Raw genomic sequence first — 18228 nt, forward strand, 5'->3', positions numbered from 1 at the left:
CTGGTGGACTGCAAACCGCGGAAGGACTGCGAAAGCCCCAAATCCTGGCGCTGGAGCCGATGAAGAGATTGCGGCGCATCAGCGGCGCACCGGGCGCGCTGGATGAACAGTGCCGTTGCCGGGATCCGACGTCGAGCGTCGCCGGCCAACCTCGGCCCATGCATCCAGATCCTCGATCGCATAGACGATCCGTCCACCCAGCTTCCGATACATCGGACCGGTGCCGTAACAGCGATGCTTTTCTAGAGTGCGTGCAGAAAGCCCCAGACGCAGGGCGGCGTCGGGGGTCTTAAGAAAATGGGGGCCAGAATAGGCGTTCACTTGCGGCTCCTTCCAGTCATGTCAGCGGGCAATGTCTTTGCCGCGCTGCCTGGAGCGTTATGGCGGGAAGCTGGAGGGGGCAGGAGCGGCTGAAAGCAGAGGCTGCTTTTGTCGCCCCTCCGCTCCTGCCAGAAGCATCCGGTATCCGCCGTTCATCATCGCCCTGGCCTCGGCGATAAGGCGCTGTGTCCTGCGTCTGTGCGAGGAGGATTTCCATTCTGCCCCCCGGCCTACGGTCATGCCGGGATAGATACGCCGCAAGGCAAGCTCATGCGTGGTCAGGGATTTGACTCCCGGGGTCACCGCAAGATCAAGGATGTCCAAAAGGAGCTGGAGCCGGTGACGTTGAAACTCGGTCGGACGCGGCACGCAAGTCGTGTTTGCGTCCGTGCCGTCGACGTTCAGTCCATCGTAGCACGCAGATGCCCGACAACGAAGCGCAGCCAGACGATCCCGTGGAACGACACAGGCCAGCGGCAATCCGGGATCGCCGGCCAGCAGGCAGATCCGGTGCATCATTCGGACATCGCTCAGGACCAAATGATGTCCAGAGGCGAGCTTTTGCTGGGTCAGGACATGTGGCCGTGATGCGAGGTTCAGCGGTAAGCAGTCCGAGAAGCCCGGGGGCGCTGCGTCAAGAATGACGACGAAGCCGCAGGCACGCGCTGCCCACAAAGCAGGTGCTTCATTTGCCCGGAGATCAGGCGAACACGGGAAAGCTCAGACCCCAGCGCCGGGCCATTTCCTCCTGCTCATCACGGTGGACTGTGCGCTTGCCGGTCATCACCTCGCGGTATTCCTTGCGATAGACAGGATTGCGGCGCAAGAATTCCTGGGCGAACCCGGGGAAGTCCATCGCGATCTGCACATTCTGCATTGTCCTGGCCCCGCCTGCTTTGGCTGACTCCGAAAGAGTCGACCAGCATCACGATCGGGCGAGGTTCGGCCATTCCGAGCTTGCAGGATGGTGGTCCCTACAATCTGGTATCCCGCCCGGCGCGAGGCCGGGCGGGCCCCGGCCAGTCAGTCGCCTGCCCGGCGGGTCTGGCGGGTCCAGACCAGGTCATGCGCGCCGCCTTCGCCCTCAAAGAGCTGGGCAAAGATCGGTGCCGCAAGGCTGGGGTCATCGAGCTTGACCGACAGATAGGGGCGCTTGTCTTGCGAGGTCTTTTCCCAGGCTGCGCCAACTTCGGCCTCACCAATGAACACGCGGTGGCTGGGAGCGTTGCTGCCAGGGTTTTCTTCCGGAGTGATACGAACCGACTTGGCCTGGACCGAAAGCGTGATGATCTGGCCGCGATATTCGCCAGCGACCTTTTTGAACGAACCAATTCTTGCCATGATGATTTCCTTTCCTGATGGTCGAGCCGCACCAGCGCGGTCTCGATGCGCATCGTCCGCCAGCAAGGGATGAGCGCTGCAGCCAAACGGCCCGGAGCGGATGCGCAGGACGCCGGGACTGCGACTTTCTTGGTTCGCGAGGAACGGCGGCACGCCGGGGGAAGAAAGTTGTCAGGAGCGCCGTTGCGGCAAGCTCAGCCAGCGCAAGCGTCTTGCTGGCAGATCGCGCATCTAACGAGACCGTGCAGGTGCGGCTACGATGATGGACAGGCGGGATCAGGCAAGCTCGTCGAAAACACAAGCTGGCTAAGGCGAGCTATCTCCCACGTTCCCTTTGGGAAAATCGGATTTGCGCTTTCGCAACACCCCGGATCGCTGCAGCACGACGCTGGGGAATACCGACAATTGCCCTGGCAGAATTGACGCAATGCAGGGATCGCTACTAGTCGTGACGCACCTTCTGCCTTTCAGCGCAGATTGCTTTTCTGACGACCATTTTGTAGCGAGCAGGCCCGGTCCATGCTGATGGCGCGCATTGCCCGGTGAACGGCCCCACACGCAGGATGATCACTCTGCTTCTCGGGACACAGTACAGGCGGCGCTCTTGATGGAAAAATCGTACGCAACAGCTAGGCCGAGTCTTCGATCTGACAGACAGCAAAGTGCCCGCACATGGGAGCATGTCGTCCAGGAAAACCACCCTGCCCCCATCTGACCGTCCAGCCTTCACCCTGCAAACCATTTTCGACCCCAACGAATTGCTCCATGCCGAAAATTGCGCGCGTTTGATCGAGCAAGCACAATATTCAGGGCCGCTATCCAAGAGGACACCGGCCCTGATGAGACTAACGGAATCACCGATTGAATGGATCATATTCGCAGATGATCATGCTGGGATCACCGTCGAATTCTGCAAGCGGCATAACCGAATATCCCGCGCTGGTTTCGATGAGGACGATGACGGTCATCATCGTGCGGGCCAGGTTCCAGGCAAGCGATTGGGCGGTAGAAAGCGGCATCGGTAAAGCTCCTGTCTTCGGAGCGGGGCAATTCCCGCTCGACAGTCGCCCCGCCGGTCGGGGTCAGGCTGCAATCACCGCGGCAAAGCTGCGGCCACACGCAATGCGTAGTGGACCCTTTACGGGTTGATTGAAGGAGGCCAGACCTCGTGCCCAGGGATTGGCGGCCTTTAGAGCAGGCATTGGTTCGATCCGGCAGAGGCGATTTTTTTCCGCATTCTGCCGAAAATGCGCCGGAGGCTGAGTAGCCTGATTTAAGTACGGTTCTTGGAACGCTGCCATTGATAAGCCAATCAGGGCAGTGTCAGTTGGCGCCCCACACCCGGTCGTTCCGATGTGGCCGCAGGAATGTCGGCTGACGTCCTAACTCGTCACTTGAACATGTGACAGCTGCCTGGTGATTAGATTTGGTCGACACCCTCGCCATCTATCTAGTTCACCGATTGTCCAGTGAGGGTGTGGCAGACGCGTTGTTCCAAATTTATGCGCGGATGCGCACTTTGGGGGTCGGCGCAATATCCGTCTGCAGATCGAGCCATTCTGAACTCAAACCAGCCGTTTCAGCATTGGCATGGGTCACGTCGCCCACCAGCAGCAATGCGGGGTCCCTGTCACCGACCGCTGCCATTAGCACAGCCAGGCTATCAAGACGACCACGGATCAGGCGCTCGTGGGGCGATGAGACGTTGACCGCGATCAGGATCGGTGTGCTCGGCCGCAACCCGTTGGTGATCAGCTGCTCTGCGATATGCGGTGCAGCGGCTCTGCCCATATAGATTGCAAGTGTCGTCTGCGCACCGGCGATCGCTGACCAGTCTATGTCATTTTGTCCATTCCCGCAGCCCTGAGCCGTGACGAACGTGAGCGCCCTCGTGCTGCCACGTCTGGTCAGCGAGAACACGCCGGAAGCTGCCGCTGCACTGGCGGCCGTGATTCCTGGGCACACTTGCACGCGAATGCCTTTGGCTTGCAGTGCGTCGACCTCTTCGGTCATCCGTCCGAACACCGCAGGATCGCCGCCCTTCAGCCGAACGACGCGGTGACCGTTTTTCGCGGATTTCACCAGCAGGCCGTTGATTGCAGGCTGGGCCATCGAATGCCGCCCCGCCCGCTTGCCCACAGGCACTTGCATCACCTGTTTGGGAATAAGATCGAGTATCTCCTGACTTACCAGTGCATCGTGGAACACGATTGAGGCCATGGCCAGCAACCGTTCCGCCTTGCGGGTCAGCAAATCGGGATCGCCTGGGCCAGCACCCACCAGCCAGACATCGCCGGAGCCAAAACTGATGTCAGCCATGGGCTGCCTCCTTGTGTTGCATGATCAGCCGCTGGATTGCGGGTTTGCATGAGCCGCAGTTTGTGCCGGCGGACAGCGCGGCTCCGACGGCCTCGGTGGTCATCAGCCGCTGGTTCGCAATTGCATTGGTCAGCGTGATGGTGCCGATGTCGAAGCAGCTGCAGACAATCGCGCCGCGGTCGGGCGCGGGCGTGGCAGAGCGTCCGGCCAGCAGTTCGGTCGCACTGGCTTCAGTGACCTCGAGCTGGGCGATCAACCATTCGCGCCTGGGAAGCCGGCTGGGCGGTCCTATATACAGAGCCGCCACGACCACGCCGTCGCGCAGGATGGCAAACCGGTGCTGACCGTGCGCGCTGTCATGGCTTTCGATGCGCTCGCCGGGCGGCAGAACCCGCTTGGCGAACGTCAGCGGATCGCCATCGCCTGCCAGCTCGACCAGCCATCCGGCCTTGGTACGCACCTTGGTGGCATAGCTGGATGGCAAAGGATCAGGCAGCACCGACGCGATGAGAAATCCGTGCCATTCGGCGGCGAATGGAGAAATCCGCGCCGGTGCGTTCTTGAAGCCAGGCTGCCCCGAATGCGGATCGGTCAGTGCGCGGGCGAGCACGCCGGTGCGGCCACCGGTTGATTGCTGGTCGGTCCAGTGGATCGGCACGAACAGCTCGCCGCGCCGTTGCCCATCGCTGATGCTCACCCGATAGACGCTGTTGCCCTGCGGTGTCGCCACGAGCGCCAATCCGCCATCGGACAGCCCTTGCGCCAGAGCATCTTCGGCATGGATTTCAACCAGCGGTTCCTGCCGGTGCTGGCCAAGCCGGGCACTCAAGCCTGTGCGGGTCATGGTGTGCCACTGGTCGCGGTACCGCCCGGTGTTGAGCGTCAATGGCCAGGCCTTGAGCGGCTTGCCAAGCTCCATCTGAGTGACAGGCACCAACCGCGCCTTGCCATTCGGCGTTGAGAACTGGCCATTGGCAAAGGCATCGCCGCCCCAGCGCCAGGGTTGCATCGCGTTATAGGCGCGGTTCGAAATCGCGGCATGACAGCCGATGTCGAATACCCGCTTGCCGGTGTTGCGATAGGTGGAGAGCCGGGCATGCTCGCGGTAGATGTCGGCCGGACTGTCATAGCTGAACGCCTCGCGCCAGCCCATCGCGCGCGCGACCTCCTTGATGATCCACCAGTCTGGCCTTGCCCCACCCGCAGGCGGTAGGAATGCGCGCTGGCGACTGATCATCCGTTCGGAGTTGGTGACCGTGCCATCCTTTTCGCCCCAACCGGTGGCGGGTAGCTTCACATGTGCAAAGGCGCTGGTGTCGGTATTGGCGATGCAGTCGGAGACGACCACGAACGGGCATGCGGCCAATGCTTCGCGCACCGTGCCTGCATCGGGGAGCGACACCGCCGGGTTGGTGGCCATGATCCAGACCGCCTTGACCCGCCCCTCACCGATCGAGCGAAACAGGTCGACTGCTTTGAGGCCCGGTTTGGCCGCGATCGTTGGCGAGGCCCAGAAGCGGCGGACGAGATCGCGGTTTTCGGGCGCAAAATCCATATGCGCAGCCAGTGTCGTGGCCAGGCCGCCGACTTCGCGGCCGCCCATCGCATTGGGCTGGCCTGTGATCGAGAACGGGGCTGCGCCGGGCTTGCCGATGCGGCCCGTGGCCAGATGCAGGTTGAGGATAGCATTCACCTGATCGGTGCCCCGGATCGACTGGTTGGTGCCCTGGCTGAACATCGTAACCGTGCGCGGGTGCGCCGCGAACAGATCGAAGAACGCCTGTACATCAGCAGGCGGCAGGTCGCAGGCGCGGGCGACCGACCAGAGGTCGTGGTCGTGCTCAAGGCTTTCCCAGAAGCCATCGGGCACGGCGACGCTGCGTTCGACGTAATCGCAGTCGATACGTCCTTCGCGCATTGCAAAGGCCAGCAGTCCGTTGAACAGCGCCACATCACTTCCGGGCCTCAATGCCAGGTGCAGGTCAGCATCGGCGCAGGTTTCGGTGCGGCGCGGATCGATCACCACCAGCTTTGTGCCGCGCACCGCCCGCGCTGCCATGATCCGCTGATAGATGACCGGATGACACCAGGCGGTGTTCGATCCAACCAGCACGATCAGGTCCGCAGTATCAAGATCGTCATAACTGGCAGGCACGACATCTTCGCCAAAGGCGCGCATGTGCCCGGCGACCGCGCTCGACATGCACAGCCGCGAATTGGTGTCGATATTGGCTGATCCGATGAAGCCCTTCATCAGCTTGTTGGCGACGTAATAGTCCTCGGTCAGCAGCTGGCCCGATACGTAGAATGCGACGCTATCCGGGCCATATTGCTCGATCGTACGGCGAAACTGGCGCGCCACATGCGCTATGGCCTTGTCCCAACTCGCGCGTTTGCCGCCGATTTCCGGGTGCAGCAGACGGCCTTCATGGCTGAGCGTCTCGCCCAGATGCGTGCCTTTGGAGCATAGCCGTCCGGCGTTTGCGGGGTGCTCTGGATCACCAACAATCGCTGCGCTTTGGCAATCGGCAGCAGGCGTCGCGAGGACGCCGCAACCGACGCCGCAATAGGCACAGGTGGTGCGCGTTGCGTTCACGCCGCCAACCGCAGCGCAGCGGCCCGCTCGATCATGATGCGCCCGCTGTGAACTTCAACCGGAATGGTCGGCGTGCAGCCTTTGTCCGTCCCTTGAGCCTCACCCGTCGCCAGACTGATCACCCAGCTGTGCAGCGGGCATGTTACGCTGTCGCCATGCACGATGCCCTGGCTCAGCGGGCCGTGCTTGTGCGGACAGCGGTTGACCAGTGCATAGATGTGCCCCAATCCGGTGCGGAAGACTGCAATTTCCTCGCCGCCCGCCACCTTGACGGCGCGCGAACCGCGCAATGGCACCTCTTCTACGGCGCCAACATCAATCCATTGCGGCATCATGGTGCAACCCCTTCCATCTGCTTGATCGGTCGGAACTCAGCCATCGGGCGGTGCAAATTGCGGTCCTGCCCGGCGGCGCGCTCTGCCCAAGGGTCATCCTGGCTGAACGATTGCGCGATCCAGAAGCGCGCGGCCAGCGCATCACGCCCATCACCATCGTCGATCAACAGTGCGCGCAGCCAGTCCATGCCCATCCGCTCGATCCATGGCGCGGTGCGTTCCAGATAGCGGGCATGTTCGCGGTACAGCTGGACGAAAGCGGCAGCCATATGGATCGCCTCTTCCTCGGTCGTTACCTTGCACAGCAGGTCGGTGCCGCGCAGGTGGATGCCGCCATTGCCGCCGACATGCAGTTCGTAACCGCTGTCGACGCAGATCACGCCGAAGTCCTTGATCGTCGCCTCAGCGCAATTGCGCGGGCAGCCGCTGACCGCCATCTTGAACTTGTGCGGCATCCAGCTGCCCCAGAACTTGCGTTCCAGCTTCACGCCCAGCCCGGTCGAATCCTGCGTGCCGAACCTGCACCACTCGCTGCCGACGCAGGTTTTCACGGTGCGCAGCGCCTTGCCGTAAGCATGGCCCGAAACCATCCCGGCGGCGCCCAGATCGGCCCAGACTGCAGGCAAATCCTCCTTCTTGATGCCGAAAATATCCAGCCGCTGTCCGCCGGTGACCTTGACCATCGGCGCATCATATTTCTCGACGACATCGGCGATGGCACGCAATTCTTTCGGGTTGGTGAGCCCGCCCCACATCCGCGGCACCACCGAATAGGTACCGTCTTTCTGGATATTGGCGTGCATCCGTTCGTTGACGAAGCGGCTTTGCTGGTCATCGACATATTCGCCGGGCCAGGCGCACAGCAGGTAGTAATTGAGCGCGGGGCGGCAGGACGCACAGCCATCGGGCGTGGACCAATGCAGTTCCTGCATCACCTGCGGGATGTGGCGAAAGCCGCGCTCGACGATCAGCGGGCGCATCTCGTCATGGGTGAAGCTGGTGCATTTGCACATCGGCTTGGCGGTACGTTCGCCTGCGTATTCGTCACCCAGCCTGATTGCGAGCAGCGTCTCGACCAGCCCGGTGCAAGAACCGCAACTGGCCGATGCCTTGCAGGTGGCGCGCACCGCATCAAGCGTGCCTGCACCGTTTTCTATGCATGCTGCGACCTGACCCTTGCTGACGCCGTTGCAGCCGCACACCTCCGCATCATCGGGAAGCGCCGCAACGGCGGCCTTAGGGTCCGCTTGCCCCCCTCCAGAGGCGAACGCCTGACCGAAGATCAGCGCATCGCGGATCTCGGTCACATCTTCGGATCGCTTGAGCAGATCGAAATACCAGTTGCCGTCGGCGGTATCGCCATAGAGCACCGCGCCTACCACGCGGTCGTCTTTCACCACGACACGCTTGTACACTCCGCGCGAGGCGTCACGCAGCACGATGTCTTCCGCGCCATCGCCGCCGGCAAAATCGCCGGCAGAAAACACGTCGATGCCGGAGACCTTGAGCTTGGTCGCGGTGACCGATCCTTCGTAGCTGTTCGCCTTTCCGGTCAGTCCATCGGCAAGCGCGCGGCACATCTCCCATATCGGCGCGACCAGGCCGTAAACCTGTCCGCGATGCTCGACGCATTCGCCGACCGCAAGGATCGCCGGGTCGCTCGTCACCATCTGGTCATCGACCAATATCGCGCGATGGACGGCGAGCCCTGCCTCTTTTGCAAGCTTCACGTTCGGACGGATGCCCGCCGCCATCACCACCAGGCTGGCCGGAATGGTGCGCCCGTCGGTCAGACGTACGCCCTCGACCTTGCCCTCTCCAAAGATTTCCGCTGTGTTCGCGCCTGTCAATATGGTCTGACCACGACCCTCCAGCGCGGCTTTCAGCAGCCAGCCCGCCGCTTCGTCCAGCTGACGCTCCATCAGCGTATCCATCAGGTGAATGACGGTGACCTGCATACCCCGCAAGGCGAGCCCATGAGCTGCCTCCAGGCCAAGCAGGCCACCGCCGATCACCACGGCATCCCCCCCCAGGGCGGCCGTGTGAACCATCATGCCGACATCCGCCATGTCGCGGAACGAGACGACGCCGGGCAGATCCTTGCCGGGCACCGGGATGATGAACGGGTCCGATCCGGTGGCGATCAGCAGCCGGTCATATTGCGCGACCCGGCCCGATTGCGCGGTGACCGTCTTGGCGGCGCGGTCGATGGCGATGACAGGATCGCTCACCACCAGATCGATGCCATGGTCGGCATACCAGCTGCGGTCGTTGATCACGATCTCGTCGAAAGTTTTCTCGCCTGCCAGCAGCGGCGAGAGCATGATGCGGTTGTAGTTCACATGCGGCTCGGCACCGAAAATGGTGATGCGGAAGCGGTGCGGATCGCGCGCCAGCACCTCTTCCACCGCGCGGCAACCGGCCATGCCGTTGCCGATAACGACCAGATGTTCGCGGTCCATGCGTGTCTCTCCTGTCACAGCAGATAATCCATTTGCAGCCACAGCCTGCGGGTGTCGGTGCCAAACTGCTGGGCGCGATAATCGGCGTATTTCACGAGCAGGCCGATGTTCTTGCTCAGCTTGAAGGTCGCTTGCGCGTTCCATTCATCGCCATAATTCTGATCCAGCCGGTCACTGTCGAAACGGTGGTAGATAACCGAGAGGTTCACCGGTCCACGTGCTGTCGGCAGCGCGTAGCCGAGCCCGGCATAGGCATCGCGCAAGCCGTTGGCGGGCGTCGTGAGGAACAGATCGGCCCAGCCGTTGAACTTGTGCGCGGTGGCCAATGGCGTCTGGAAGCTGGTGAAGGGCTGGCCCGTCGATGCGCCGAGCACCTCGTATCCGCCTGTCAGCGTAAAGCCATGCGCGGCCAATTGCGCTTCGCCCAGCCAATAGTCAGCCGAGTAGGTGTTGGCGTTGCCCTTGTAGTCGCTTTGCCGGGCGTAGCTGGCGATGATGCCGAGCTTCAGCTTGGGCGAGAGCGCAAACGATCCGTTGGCGCGTGCCCCATAGGTCTGACTGGAGAACTGCCGTCGTCCCGCCTGATCCTGATCGACCAGATAGGCAAAGCCCTTGATCGCGACCGGCCCCGCCTTGCCGCCCAACTGGGCCAGCAGGTTGTCACCGCCGATGGATTGCAACGGGCTGTCGATGCCAAAGATGCTGCGCACCGACCAGCTATAGGTGATGTCGGCGGTGAGCGGGCCGATTGCCGAACTTTCCAGTCGCACCGCATCATAGGTCTGCTCGTTCTGTCGCCACAGCACCGTGCCGACAAACCTTTGATCGTCGAGGTTGATGCGCTGGCGGCCCAAGGTGACCACCGTCTTGGGCAGACCGCGATACTGGAGCTGCAAACGGTTCAGCTCGATCGTCTCAGGATCGGCCACCACCGGAAACGCGGTGCGGCCATTGACCGTGCTGTTATAGTCGCCGTTGATCGCCAGCGTCGCTTCGGCCTCGGCCAATAGCGACCATGGCCCGCTCTTCGCCTCAAGGCCGTTGCGCATCCGGAACGTCAGCGTATCGGCCTGTTCGGCCTTGCCCTGCTGCTCGACACCCTCATAGCGCAGCCGGGCATCGATCAGCGGCGTGAGCTTGAGCGGGTCAGCCAGCGCGGGACTGGCAGCCGAGGCGGCGATAACCGCCCCGGCCAGGATCATGCAGGCGCGCGCTTTCATATCCGCGCGCCTTCAAGGTCGGTGGACCAGGTCGCACGCCAGCGGGTCTTGACGCTGACCAGGCTGGCAAAGGCAACCAGTGCAAGCCCTGCAAAGATCAGGAAGCCCCATTGCGGACTGCCGGTGAGCTGCTTTGCCAGCCCCAGCGACGAGGCGAGGTAGAAGCCGCCGACGCCCCCTGCAAAGCCGACCAAACCGGTCATCACGCCGATTTCGTCCTTGAACCGCTGCGGCACCAGCTGGAACACCGCGCCATTGCCCGCACCCAGCGCCAGCATCGCGCAGACGAACAGGGCAAGTGCCAATCCGACGGTCGATGGGCCGAAGCTGATCGCCGTCAGCACCGCAGCAGCGATCAGATACACCGCCATCAGGGTCTTGGTGCCGCCGATGCGATCCGCCAGCGCGCCACCCATCGGACGGACGAGCGATCCGGCAAACACGCACGCTGCCGTGCAATAGCCTGCCACCACCGGGGTCAGTGCGAACTCATCGACGAAGTAGATAGAAAGCGATGCGGCCAAGCCCACGAAACCGCCGAAGGTCACGCCGTAGAACAGCATGAACCACCATGCATCGGCCTTTTTCAGCGGCGCAAGATAGGCGAAGATCGACTTGGGCGCGGGTGGGTTGGGCGCATCCTTGGCCAGCACCATGTAGAAGACGAAGGTGATCGCCAGCGGGATGCAGGCAAGGCCCAGCACCGCGTTCCAGCCGAAGGCCTTCGCCAGAAGCGGTGCAAACAATGCGGCGAGCACCGTGCCCGAATTGCCCATGCCTGCAATGCCCAGCGCAGTCCCCTGATGCTCGGCAGGGTACCAGCGGCTCGCCAGCGGCAGCGCAACGGCAAAGCTCGCGCCCGCAAAACCCAGGATCACGCCCAGCGCCACGGTGCCGCCGAAGCTGTTGACCCCCAGCATCCAGGCCGTCGCGAGTCCGCCGATGACGATCAGCTGGCCGATGGCGCCGGTGGACTTGGGGCCGATCTTGTCGACCAGCACGCCGTTGACCAACCGCAGCACCGCGCCTGCCAGCGTCGGGATGGCGACCATCAGGCCCTTCTGGGCGTCGTTCAATCCCAGATCGGTGGCGATCATCGGCGCGAGCGGCCCGAGCAGCACCCATACCATGAACGCCAGATCGAAATATAAAAATGCCGCAAACAGCGTCGGGCGGTGTCCCGCCGACCAGAAACCTTTGTTCATGATAAACCCCGTGGATGGTGCCGCGCGGAAGATCCGTGCGGCTGGTGGAACCGAGCGCATACGCCGGGGCTATTTGGCCGAGGCGCAGGGGGGAGCACGCGGTGATGAAGGAGAAGCAGCGAGACAACCCTCGCGAAGGCAGCGACAGGGCAGCTGACGATGGCCGCGCCCGAGAGCTGGACAATTCCGTCTGTCAATCTGCCGGAATGAACCGTCAAAGCCATGCTCCTTTCAGACACGAAAAAAGCCGCCTCGAAGCGCGGTCATCAGGACCGGTTCGGGCGGCGTCATTGCCATGCTCCGGCGGACCGGAGCGGCCAGTTTAGCCCTTCGTTGGACTAAGCTGGTTATGATCGACCAAGCATCATTGCCTGATCTGTTCTTAAGTTGTCAGTGAATGAGCTTTTGCGCAAGCAAATTTTTGTGCATTGCAGCATTTGCAACTGTATAGCCTAAAGCCCTCAAATCAGAGGCTTTGTGCGCTGATGCTCCAGATAGTCCATCGCCCGGTCGGGGTCGAACTGCACGTGGTCGAAAAACTGGTCTTCACCGAGAATCAGTCTGCCGGTCTGGCTGGAGGCGCCGCGCGGCACGCTATTGGCGCCTTCCACCTTCGCACTGGCGCCGGGCAGGATCGCATCGGTTCCGGCCAGCGCGGACCTGTAGATATCAGGCCGGAACACCTTTGCTGCCTTGGCGAAGCCCGCTTCGCTCGCTTCGGCATGACCCCAGCGCGCCATTTGCGAATACAGCCACATGGCCTGGCTGCGCCACGGGAAATTGGCGGCCTCGCGATGCTGAAACATGAAATCGGGGTAATGAATGGCATCTGCCCCCTGCGTCAGCCGGATCCGGTCCGTGGTTGCCCGCAAGATCGTATCGCTGGGCGCGTCCAGATATTCGGGTCGCGACAGGATGCGCGCATTCGCCTCGGCGTTGCCTGGCTTGACAAAATGCGCCGCCGCCCTGTGCAGCGCACGCACCAGTCGCTCGAGTGCATCGGCGTCGGCGCTGAGACCATCAAGCCGCACTGCAAGCACCTTTTCAACACCGCGCCGCCAGATCTGCGCAGTTGCCAGCATGATCCGGCCGACGCCGCGATCCACCGCGATGCTGTTCCATGGCTCACCTACGCAAATGCCGTCAACATCGCCGCAGGCCAGTGCATCGGCGGCAAAGGGCGGGCTGGTGACAGTGATCTCGACATCGCGGTCAGGCTGAATCCCTACGCCAGCTAGCCAGTAGCGCAGCATATAGTTGTGGCTGGAATAGCGATGGACCACCCCGAACCGGAGCGGCTTGCCGATGGCGACCCGGCGTTTCGCCTCCAGCTTCAGCCTTGCGCCGACCTCGAATGGATCACCCAGCGTGTTGTCCAGCATCAAGGCTTCTGCCAGCGCCGTAGAGACGGTGAGTGCGTTGCCGTTGAGACCGAGCACGAACGGCACCGCAAGCGGCACAGCCGGCCGGTCGCATCCCAATGCGGTGGCGATCGCGAGCGGTGCGACCATGTGTGCAGCATCCGTCTGCCCATACATCAAACGGTCGCGCACTGCCGCCCAGGTGATGTCGCGGACCAGTTGCAGGTCCAACCCTTCATCCTCGGCAAAGCCAAGTTCATGCGCCAGGATCGGTAGCGCCGCATCGACCAGCGGCAGAAATCCGATCCGCATGAGGGTGTTGCTCATGGCATATCTCCCATCAGGGCTTCGCTGGTCACGATGGCCTCGGCGACCTCGGCAATGCGGCGGTTCGATCGCATCGCATGATTGCGCAGCAGGGCATAGGCAGCAGGCTCGTCCAGCCCCTTGCGCTTCATCAGGATCGCCTTGGCGCGATCGATTGCCTGCCGGTCGGCAAGTGCGGTTCGGGCTTCCGCGAGCTCGGCCTGGAGCCGCGAAAACGCCTGGAACCGGCGGATGGCAAGGTCTAGCACAGGCTTGATGCGCTGCTTGGCCAGGCCATCGACAACATAGGCCGATACGCCCGCATCCACCGCCGCGCTGGTCGACTCGGCATCGCTCTGATCGACGAACATCGCGATCGGACGTGCCAGGACGCGCGACATCGCGAAAAAGTCCTCGAGCATGTCGCGGCTCGGGTTCTCAAGGTTGATTAGGACCACTTCGGGGGCGGCGCGTTCGATCTGAGCGGCCAGCCCTGCAGCATGGTCGATGATCACCAGATCGGTGAGGCCAGCCTCGCGCAGGCCGTCAGAGATGATCGCTGCACGCGTGGTGCTGGTGTCGATGATCGCGATCCGCATGATCCGGCTATTAGCGTTCCAAATCCTCTTGCAGCAAGCTCTCCCTATGCGCTGTGAGGTTTTTCGCCAGATTATCAAACCAATACCGATTGAGGTGGCGGCAGAGTGCTTCGAAGGCACCCACCAGGGCGAGGCGCTATTGGCAGACTGGCGTAATGACAGTCGTTCATTAAATTTGATAAATGGCTTTTCAACGAGCCGGCTCGACGATCTCGCCCATGGACTGCGCGAAGAACTTTAGGCAAGTGACTGCCGACAGATGTTGGGCAACCGAGAGGCTCAGCGCTATAAGTTCCAAGCCCCTCGGCCGCAGCCCGCACCGGGTCGCAAAATGCGAGCTGGCACTTTGTGTGCCTTTCAAGGATGCTTTCAGGGCTCGCGCAGAGATGTGATGCAGCGCACAGCGGCGATATTTACGGCTGATGGTCATCCCAATTTGAAATGGTGAACAAAAAGGAGGGCCGGAACAGCAGGGTTGCCAAAACCGGCCCTCTTCTCTGGCACCGATTGGAGGCTCATGGCCAGCAGACGATGCCAAGCGTTCGCTGCAATGCTTGCACTGCAATGTCATCAGGCTGGTGCCAGTTAGAATATGATCAATGGCAGTATAAACCAGTCCGCTTCGCATATGGCCGGTTTCGGTAATACTAGACATTGACATTAGCGCTGGCCATCGGCGGCCATGTCCCATGATCCGGCATTCGTGATTTGAGGCCGCACCCAACCCAGAATGCAACGTTCAGCGGTAACGGCTCCGATGGCTGCTTCTGCCGAAATCGGCCACTATCCCAATGCGCATCCTGTAAGTCGCTTAGCGCCCTCAGCCGCTGGTGCAGGGTGGAATGGTACTGGTTTTCTGCACAGGGTGTTATCGGACTGAGTGCGCTGAACATTGCATTCGTGGGCATGCCATGGAAATGCCATCACCTGTCCGGTACCGACGTAGCCCGACCAGATAGAGCGTTCGCCCCGATCCTTGAGATATGGCAGAAATATCAATCCACGTTTTGGCCACGGTCCTGGTCCTGATCAGGTCGGACTGACGCGCACGTCTGTGGCTCGAATGCAGTAATGATCGGGCATGGCTCTGAGGATGTGTTTGCGCAGGCGCTGGCAAGACGAGCCAGCGCTGCGCGAGCGGCCTGCAGCGCAGCCAGCTTGCGGTCTAGTGCTGCAATCCGCTCATTGGCCAGATCAAGTGCCCGTTCCCTGTCTTTGGCCGCATCGAGCGCTAGCAGTTCACGGATCTCTTCAAGTGTAAACCCTGCCGTCTGCGCTGAACGGATGAAGCGCAAACGGCTGAGATGATCGCCGTCATATCGCCGTACACGGCCAGCTCGGTCTGGCTCTGCCAACAGACCGCGTCGCTGATAATAGCGTACGGTCTCCACGCCCACTCCGCCTGCTGTCGCCAGCTTTCCGATGGTCATTGCATTCAAGGCTTGACTCCGTACCACACTACGGAACGTATATAGGCCGGGTGACGTAATCCACCAAGAAGGAACACCCATGACGCAAGCCGCATTTTCAGCATCCGGTCGCCAGGCGGCGGCCGCGAAAACCGCCACCATCTATCGCATGGTCATGCCAAAACACACATGTCCCTATGGGCTAAAGGCGCTCGACCTGCTCAAGCGCAAGGGCTTTGCCGTCGACGACCATTTGCTGACGACGCGCGAGGACACAGATGCGTTTAAGGCGCAGCATCACGTTCAGACAACACCGCAAATCTTCATTGGTGGTGAGCGCATCGGTGGGCATGACGACCTTCGACGCTATTTGGGTCTTGCAGTCGCCGATCCTAAGGCGACCACCTACCAGCCGGTGATTGCACTCTTTGCTATGACAGCACTGATGGCACTTGCTGCAAGTTTTTCTGTCTATGGTTCACCGTTTACCGTACGGGCAGGCGAATGGTTCATTGCTTTCAGTATGTGCATCTTGGCAATGCTGAAGCTCCAGAATGTCGACAAGTTCGCAACGATGTTCTTGAATTACGATCTGCTGGCGCAGAGGTGGGTTCCCTACAGCCGCATCTATCCGTTTGCAGAGGGGCTGGCTGGAGTGCTGATGGTGGCAGGCGCACTCAATTGGTTGTCTATCCCGGTTGCGCTGTTCATCGGCGGCATTGGCGCGGCGTCGGTGCTCAAGGCGGTCTATATCGACAAACGCGAAATCAAGTGCGCTTGCGTCGGCGGCGACAGCAACGTTCCTCTCGGCTTTGTTTCGCTGACCGAAAATGTGATGATGGTCGCGATGGCGCTTTGGATGCTGTCCGGTTTGGGCGCAATGGGCGCTGCGATGTGATCCACGTGCTAGAAAGGGGGGCGCCACACCCAGCTAGCACAGTCTAATTGATCGTGGTGCCCGCCGAGCCAGCTCGTCTAGGGAGCGGGATGATGCAGCAAGCGGCATCAAAGTCCCCTAGGCTAGCCGTCGCTTGCGACGGAACGGCCAGCGCATGATCAGCAGGACTGTGCCTGCTATGCCGAGCACAAGACCGCCGATTGCAAACCCTAGCAGCCACCAACTGTTGAAATCCTCGTGGCTCTTCCAGTCCATGATGTGGAGACCCCAGAAAAAATCATAAAGCCGCCACGTGCCGTTGCGCACGGCAGTGATCTTGCCAGTGTCGACCGCGACGAAGATGCTGGTGTTGTCGGCATCGGCAAAGGCGATGCGCCAGGCTGGCAATGCAGCGCGGTATTCCGTGCTTGCGACCCTGACCATGGTTGCAGTCGCACGCGGCGGTTGCGGCGATGTCCACGCGGCCCGCGCAATCTTGGTCGCAAGCGCTGCGTCGACCGGCGGCAGCGCCGCTCCCGTCGCAGCATCGAACAGTTTGATGCCCTTGTTTGTGACCAGTTCGGCCACCGGGCGGTTGTCCAGCATGTGCACCGTCATGGACGTTACCGGTGCCGCCACCCGCCCTGCCAGCGCGCTGGCGGAAAGAAGTTCCACGTCGGCAGGAATCGCGACGATCCTATCCCGATCGACCAGATGTTCACCGCGCACCTTTTCGATTGGCAGGAAGCTCATGATCACGCCGCTTGCAAACCATATCAGCAGTTGCGCGCCGATGATCAGCGCCAGCCATTTGTGCACTCGGCTGGCGAGCAGATGCACGCGCGTACGGTTGCCCATCAGCGTAGGAACCGATTTCTTGCGTTTATCCTGATCACACCGGGATCCTCTTGTACTGTTCCGGCAAAGCGCGGCGCCATTCAACGTCGCCTTCATCCCACGGGCGATGCGAGCCCCGTGAACGCAACCAGCATCACAACGAAGATCGCCAGCAGCAGCTCAAAAGCAAGGCTCGATCTGAGCGCAACAAGTGCTACGTCGGTGTCAGCCCGACTTCCCGATTGGACAATAAAGCGACGCCTGACAAGGCGCGCGTTCCGTGCAGCGCACATCACCATCAGCGCCACCGCGAGAACCTTTGCCGCCAACAGCCAGCCATAAGTCGTTCCCAGCACATCCATGCTGTTTTCCAGCCCGAAAACGAGCTGCGAATTGAGAACCCCGGTAACGGCAACCACGATGACCAGGGTGATTCCGAGTGGCGCGAAGCTCTCCATCGCATCTCGCAAATCCGCAAGTTTGATTTGATCAGGGTTTTTATGGGCAGCCAATACCAGGATCGTGAACCAGCTGATGGCACCAATCCAGAGCCCTGCCGCCATAAGGTGCAGCCCATCATTCAGGCGATGGACCAGCCCAAATGCCCCATCTGTCGCCGCTGCATGGCCGCTCCAGGCGAGGGTCGACAAAGCCAGTCCATAGAAAATCGCCGCAAGGATGTGCCGTGGCGTAATCGGCCTGATAAACAGCATCGCTGCAAGGCCGAGCGTCAGCAGCACCATGCGAGCCAAAAAGGCCCTGCCCGTGTCTGTCATCAGCACCATGGCCTGGACGGTCGCCAGTTCGAGATCCTGAATGGGTTGCCCCATCATTGCGGCAACGCCCACCAGCATGACGGCCAGCGACAGGACTGGTGCCGCCATCGCAGCAACGGCAATTGCTCGAAAGCTGGTCATGCTGGTTTCAGGAACCACCTGACGCAGACGAACCACGCGAATCGCAACCATCCCGAAAAGGCCCAGCAACACTACATATTGTGCGAAACGCAGCGCCGGGTGCAGCCAGTCGACGTTCATCGA

18 protein-coding genes are annotated in these 18228 nt (G+C 61.5%); 2 read left to right on the forward strand and 16 right to left on the reverse strand.

Annotated elements, in window-relative coordinates:
* Window positions 1-78 precede the first annotated feature (78 nt).
* The 13 genes from BSY18_RS00395 to BSY18_RS00445 form a co-directional block, all read right to left on the reverse strand.
* Entirely contained in the window at window positions 79-321 is a 243-nt protein-coding gene (locus tag BSY18_RS00395; protein WP_069049248.1) for a helix-turn-helix transcriptional regulator, read from the reverse strand.
* A 57-nt stretch (window positions 322-378) separates the two neighbouring features.
* Window positions 379-840, reverse strand: coding sequence for a DNA -binding domain-containing protein (locus tag BSY18_RS20495; RefSeq protein ID WP_335617657.1), 462 nt, complete (start codon window positions 838-840; stop codon window positions 379-381).
* A gap of 181 nt (window positions 841-1021) precedes the next feature.
* Window positions 1022-1198: a transcriptional regulator domain-containing protein gene (locus BSY18_RS21180; protein WP_171900141.1), complete on the reverse strand. Its 177-nt coding sequence runs from the start codon at window positions 1196-1198 to the stop codon at window positions 1022-1024.
* Between the two features lie 146 nt (window positions 1199-1344).
* On the reverse strand, window positions 1345-1662 hold the full coding sequence (locus BSY18_RS00405) for a DUF736 domain-containing protein (RefSeq protein WP_069049250.1): 318 nt from the start codon (window positions 1660-1662) through the stop codon (window positions 1345-1347).
* An 854-nt stretch (window positions 1663-2516) separates the two neighbouring features.
* Window positions 2517-2681, reverse strand: coding sequence for a hypothetical protein (locus tag BSY18_RS21185; protein ID WP_162892398.1), 165 nt, complete (start codon window positions 2679-2681; stop codon window positions 2517-2519).
* Window positions 2682-3162: 481 nt separating this feature from the next.
* Entirely contained in the window at window positions 3163-3981 is an 819-nt protein-coding gene (gene cobA, locus BSY18_RS00410) for a uroporphyrinogen-III C-methyltransferase (RefSeq protein ID WP_069049251.1), read from the reverse strand.
* Window positions 3974-6577, reverse strand: a complete 2604-nt coding sequence (locus tag BSY18_RS00415; protein ID WP_069049252.1) for a nitrate reductase — start codon at window positions 6575-6577, stop codon at window positions 3974-3976. The genes cobA and BSY18_RS00415 overlap by 8 nt, the downstream gene beginning before the upstream one ends.
* Window positions 6574-6912: a nitrite reductase small subunit NirD gene (gene nirD / locus BSY18_RS00420; RefSeq protein WP_171900142.1), complete on the reverse strand. Its 339-nt coding sequence runs from the start codon at window positions 6910-6912 to the stop codon at window positions 6574-6576. Before nirD ends, BSY18_RS00415 begins: the two co-directional genes overlap by 4 nt.
* A complete protein-coding gene (gene nirB, locus BSY18_RS00425) occupies window positions 6909-9374 on the reverse strand; it encodes a nitrite reductase large subunit NirB (RefSeq protein ID WP_150126165.1) in 2466 nt (821 codons plus the stop codon). Before nirB ends, nirD begins: the two co-directional genes overlap by 4 nt.
* 14 nt (window positions 9375-9388) lie before the next feature.
* Window positions 9389-10594: a porin gene (locus BSY18_RS00430; RefSeq protein ID WP_069049254.1), complete on the reverse strand. Its 1206-nt coding sequence runs from the start codon at window positions 10592-10594 to the stop codon at window positions 9389-9391.
* Window positions 10591-11799, reverse strand: coding sequence for a nitrate/nitrite transporter (locus BSY18_RS00435; RefSeq protein WP_069049255.1), 1209 nt, complete (start codon window positions 11797-11799; stop codon window positions 10591-10593). The genes BSY18_RS00430 and BSY18_RS00435 overlap by 4 nt, the downstream gene beginning before the upstream one ends.
* Window positions 11800-12260: 461 nt before the next feature.
* Complete coding sequence (locus BSY18_RS00440) at window positions 12261-13487, reverse strand: CmpA/NrtA family ABC transporter substrate-binding protein (RefSeq protein WP_069049256.1); 1227 nt, start codon at window positions 13485-13487, stop codon at window positions 12261-12263.
* Window positions 13484-14065 carry an ANTAR domain-containing response regulator gene (locus tag BSY18_RS00445; protein ID WP_069049257.1) on the reverse strand — a complete coding sequence of 194 codons (582 nt, stop codon included), beginning with the start codon at window positions 14063-14065 and terminating at the stop codon, window positions 13484-13486. The genes BSY18_RS00440 and BSY18_RS00445 overlap by 4 nt, the downstream gene beginning before the upstream one ends.
* Here BSY18_RS00445 and BSY18_RS00450 point away from each other — a divergent pair.
* A complete protein-coding gene (locus BSY18_RS00450; protein ID WP_150126166.1) occupies window positions 14049-14306 on the forward strand; it encodes a hypothetical protein in 258 nt (85 codons plus the stop codon). The genes BSY18_RS00445 and BSY18_RS00450 overlap by 17 nt on opposite strands.
* A 754-nt stretch (window positions 14307-15060) precedes the next feature.
* Here the strand turns inward: BSY18_RS00450 and BSY18_RS20500 are convergent.
* The gene (locus BSY18_RS20500; RefSeq protein ID WP_083231225.1) at window positions 15061-15495 is read right to left on the reverse strand and encodes a MerR family transcriptional regulator; all 435 of its coding nucleotides are present in this window, start codon (window positions 15493-15495) and stop codon (window positions 15061-15063) included.
* Window positions 15496-15574: 79 nt separating this feature from the next.
* Between BSY18_RS20500 and BSY18_RS00455 the strand changes: the two genes are divergently transcribed.
* Window positions 15575-16372 (forward strand): glutaredoxin family protein, encoded by a 798-nt coding sequence (locus BSY18_RS00455; protein ID WP_069049259.1) that lies wholly within the window; start codon window positions 15575-15577, stop codon window positions 16370-16372.
* A gap of 117 nt (window positions 16373-16489) precedes the next feature.
* Here the strand turns inward: BSY18_RS00455 and BSY18_RS00460 are convergent, their stop codons facing one another.
* Window positions 16490-17209 carry a PepSY domain-containing protein gene (locus BSY18_RS00460; protein ID WP_083231226.1) on the reverse strand — a complete coding sequence of 240 codons (720 nt, stop codon included), beginning with the start codon at window positions 17207-17209 and terminating at the stop codon, window positions 16490-16492.
* 92 nt (window positions 17210-17301) lie between these two features.
* Entirely contained in the window at window positions 17302-18225 is a 924-nt protein-coding gene (gene copD / locus BSY18_RS00465; RefSeq protein ID WP_069049260.1) for a copper homeostasis membrane protein CopD, read from the reverse strand.
* Window positions 18226-18228: the final 3 nt, after the last annotated feature.

It is taken from the genome of Blastomonas sp. RAC04, from assembly GCF_001713435.1.
Classification (GTDB): domain Bacteria; phylum Pseudomonadota; class Alphaproteobacteria; order Sphingomonadales; family Sphingomonadaceae; genus Blastomonas; species Blastomonas fulva.

What these genes read in the sequence shown, in the direction of transcription:
- BSY18_RS21180 (WP_171900141.1), bottom strand. Translation starts at nt 1,198, where the DNA reads ATGCAGAATGTGCAGATCGCGATGGACTTCCCCGGGTTCGCCCAGGAA.
- BSY18_RS00440 (WP_069049256.1), bottom strand. Translation starts at nt 13,487, where the DNA reads ATGAGCAACACCCTCATGCGGATCGGATTTCTGCCGCTGGTCGATGCG.
- nirB (WP_150126165.1), bottom strand. Translation starts at nt 9,374, where the DNA reads ATGGACCGCGAACATCTGGTCGTTATCGGCAACGGCATGGCCGGTTGC.
- BSY18_RS00445 (WP_069049257.1), bottom strand. Translation starts at nt 14,065, where the DNA reads ATGCGGATCGCGATCATCGACACCAGCACCACGCGTGCAGCGATCATC.
- BSY18_RS21185 (WP_162892398.1), bottom strand. Translation starts at nt 2,681, where the DNA reads ATGCCGCTTTCTACCGCCCAATCGCTTGCCTGGAACCTGGCCCGCACG.
- copD (WP_069049260.1), bottom strand. Translation starts at nt 18,225, where the DNA reads ATGAACGTCGACTGGCTGCACCCGGCGCTGCGTTTCGCACAATATGTA.
- BSY18_RS00450 (WP_150126166.1), top strand. Translation starts at nt 14,049, where the DNA reads ATGATCGCGATCCGCATGATCCGGCTATTAGCGTTCCAAATCCTCTTG.
- BSY18_RS00460 (WP_083231226.1), bottom strand. Translation starts at nt 17,209, where the DNA reads ATGGGCAACCGTACGCGCGTGCATCTGCTCGCCAGCCGAGTGCACAAA.
- BSY18_RS00430 (WP_069049254.1), bottom strand. Translation starts at nt 10,594, where the DNA reads ATGAAAGCGCGCGCCTGCATGATCCTGGCCGGGGCGGTTATCGCCGCC.
- cobA (WP_069049251.1), bottom strand. Translation starts at nt 3,981, where the DNA reads ATGGCTGACATCAGTTTTGGCTCCGGCGATGTCTGGCTGGTGGGTGCT.
- nirD (WP_171900142.1), bottom strand. Translation starts at nt 6,912, where the DNA reads ATGATGCCGCAATGGATTGATGTTGGCGCCGTAGAAGAGGTGCCATTG.
- BSY18_RS20495 (WP_335617657.1), bottom strand. Translation starts at nt 840, where the DNA reads ATGATGCACCGGATCTGCCTGCTGGCCGGCGATCCCGGATTGCCGCTG.
- BSY18_RS00405 (WP_069049250.1), bottom strand. Translation starts at nt 1,662, where the DNA reads ATGGCAAGAATTGGTTCGTTCAAAAAGGTCGCTGGCGAATATCGCGGC.
- BSY18_RS20500 (WP_083231225.1), bottom strand. Translation starts at nt 15,495, where the DNA reads ATGACCATCGGAAAGCTGGCGACAGCAGGCGGAGTGGGCGTGGAGACC.
- BSY18_RS00435 (WP_069049255.1), bottom strand. Translation starts at nt 11,799, where the DNA reads ATGAACAAAGGTTTCTGGTCGGCGGGACACCGCCCGACGCTGTTTGCG.
- BSY18_RS00455 (WP_069049259.1), top strand. Translation starts at nt 15,575, where the DNA reads ATGACGCAAGCCGCATTTTCAGCATCCGGTCGCCAGGCGGCGGCCGCG.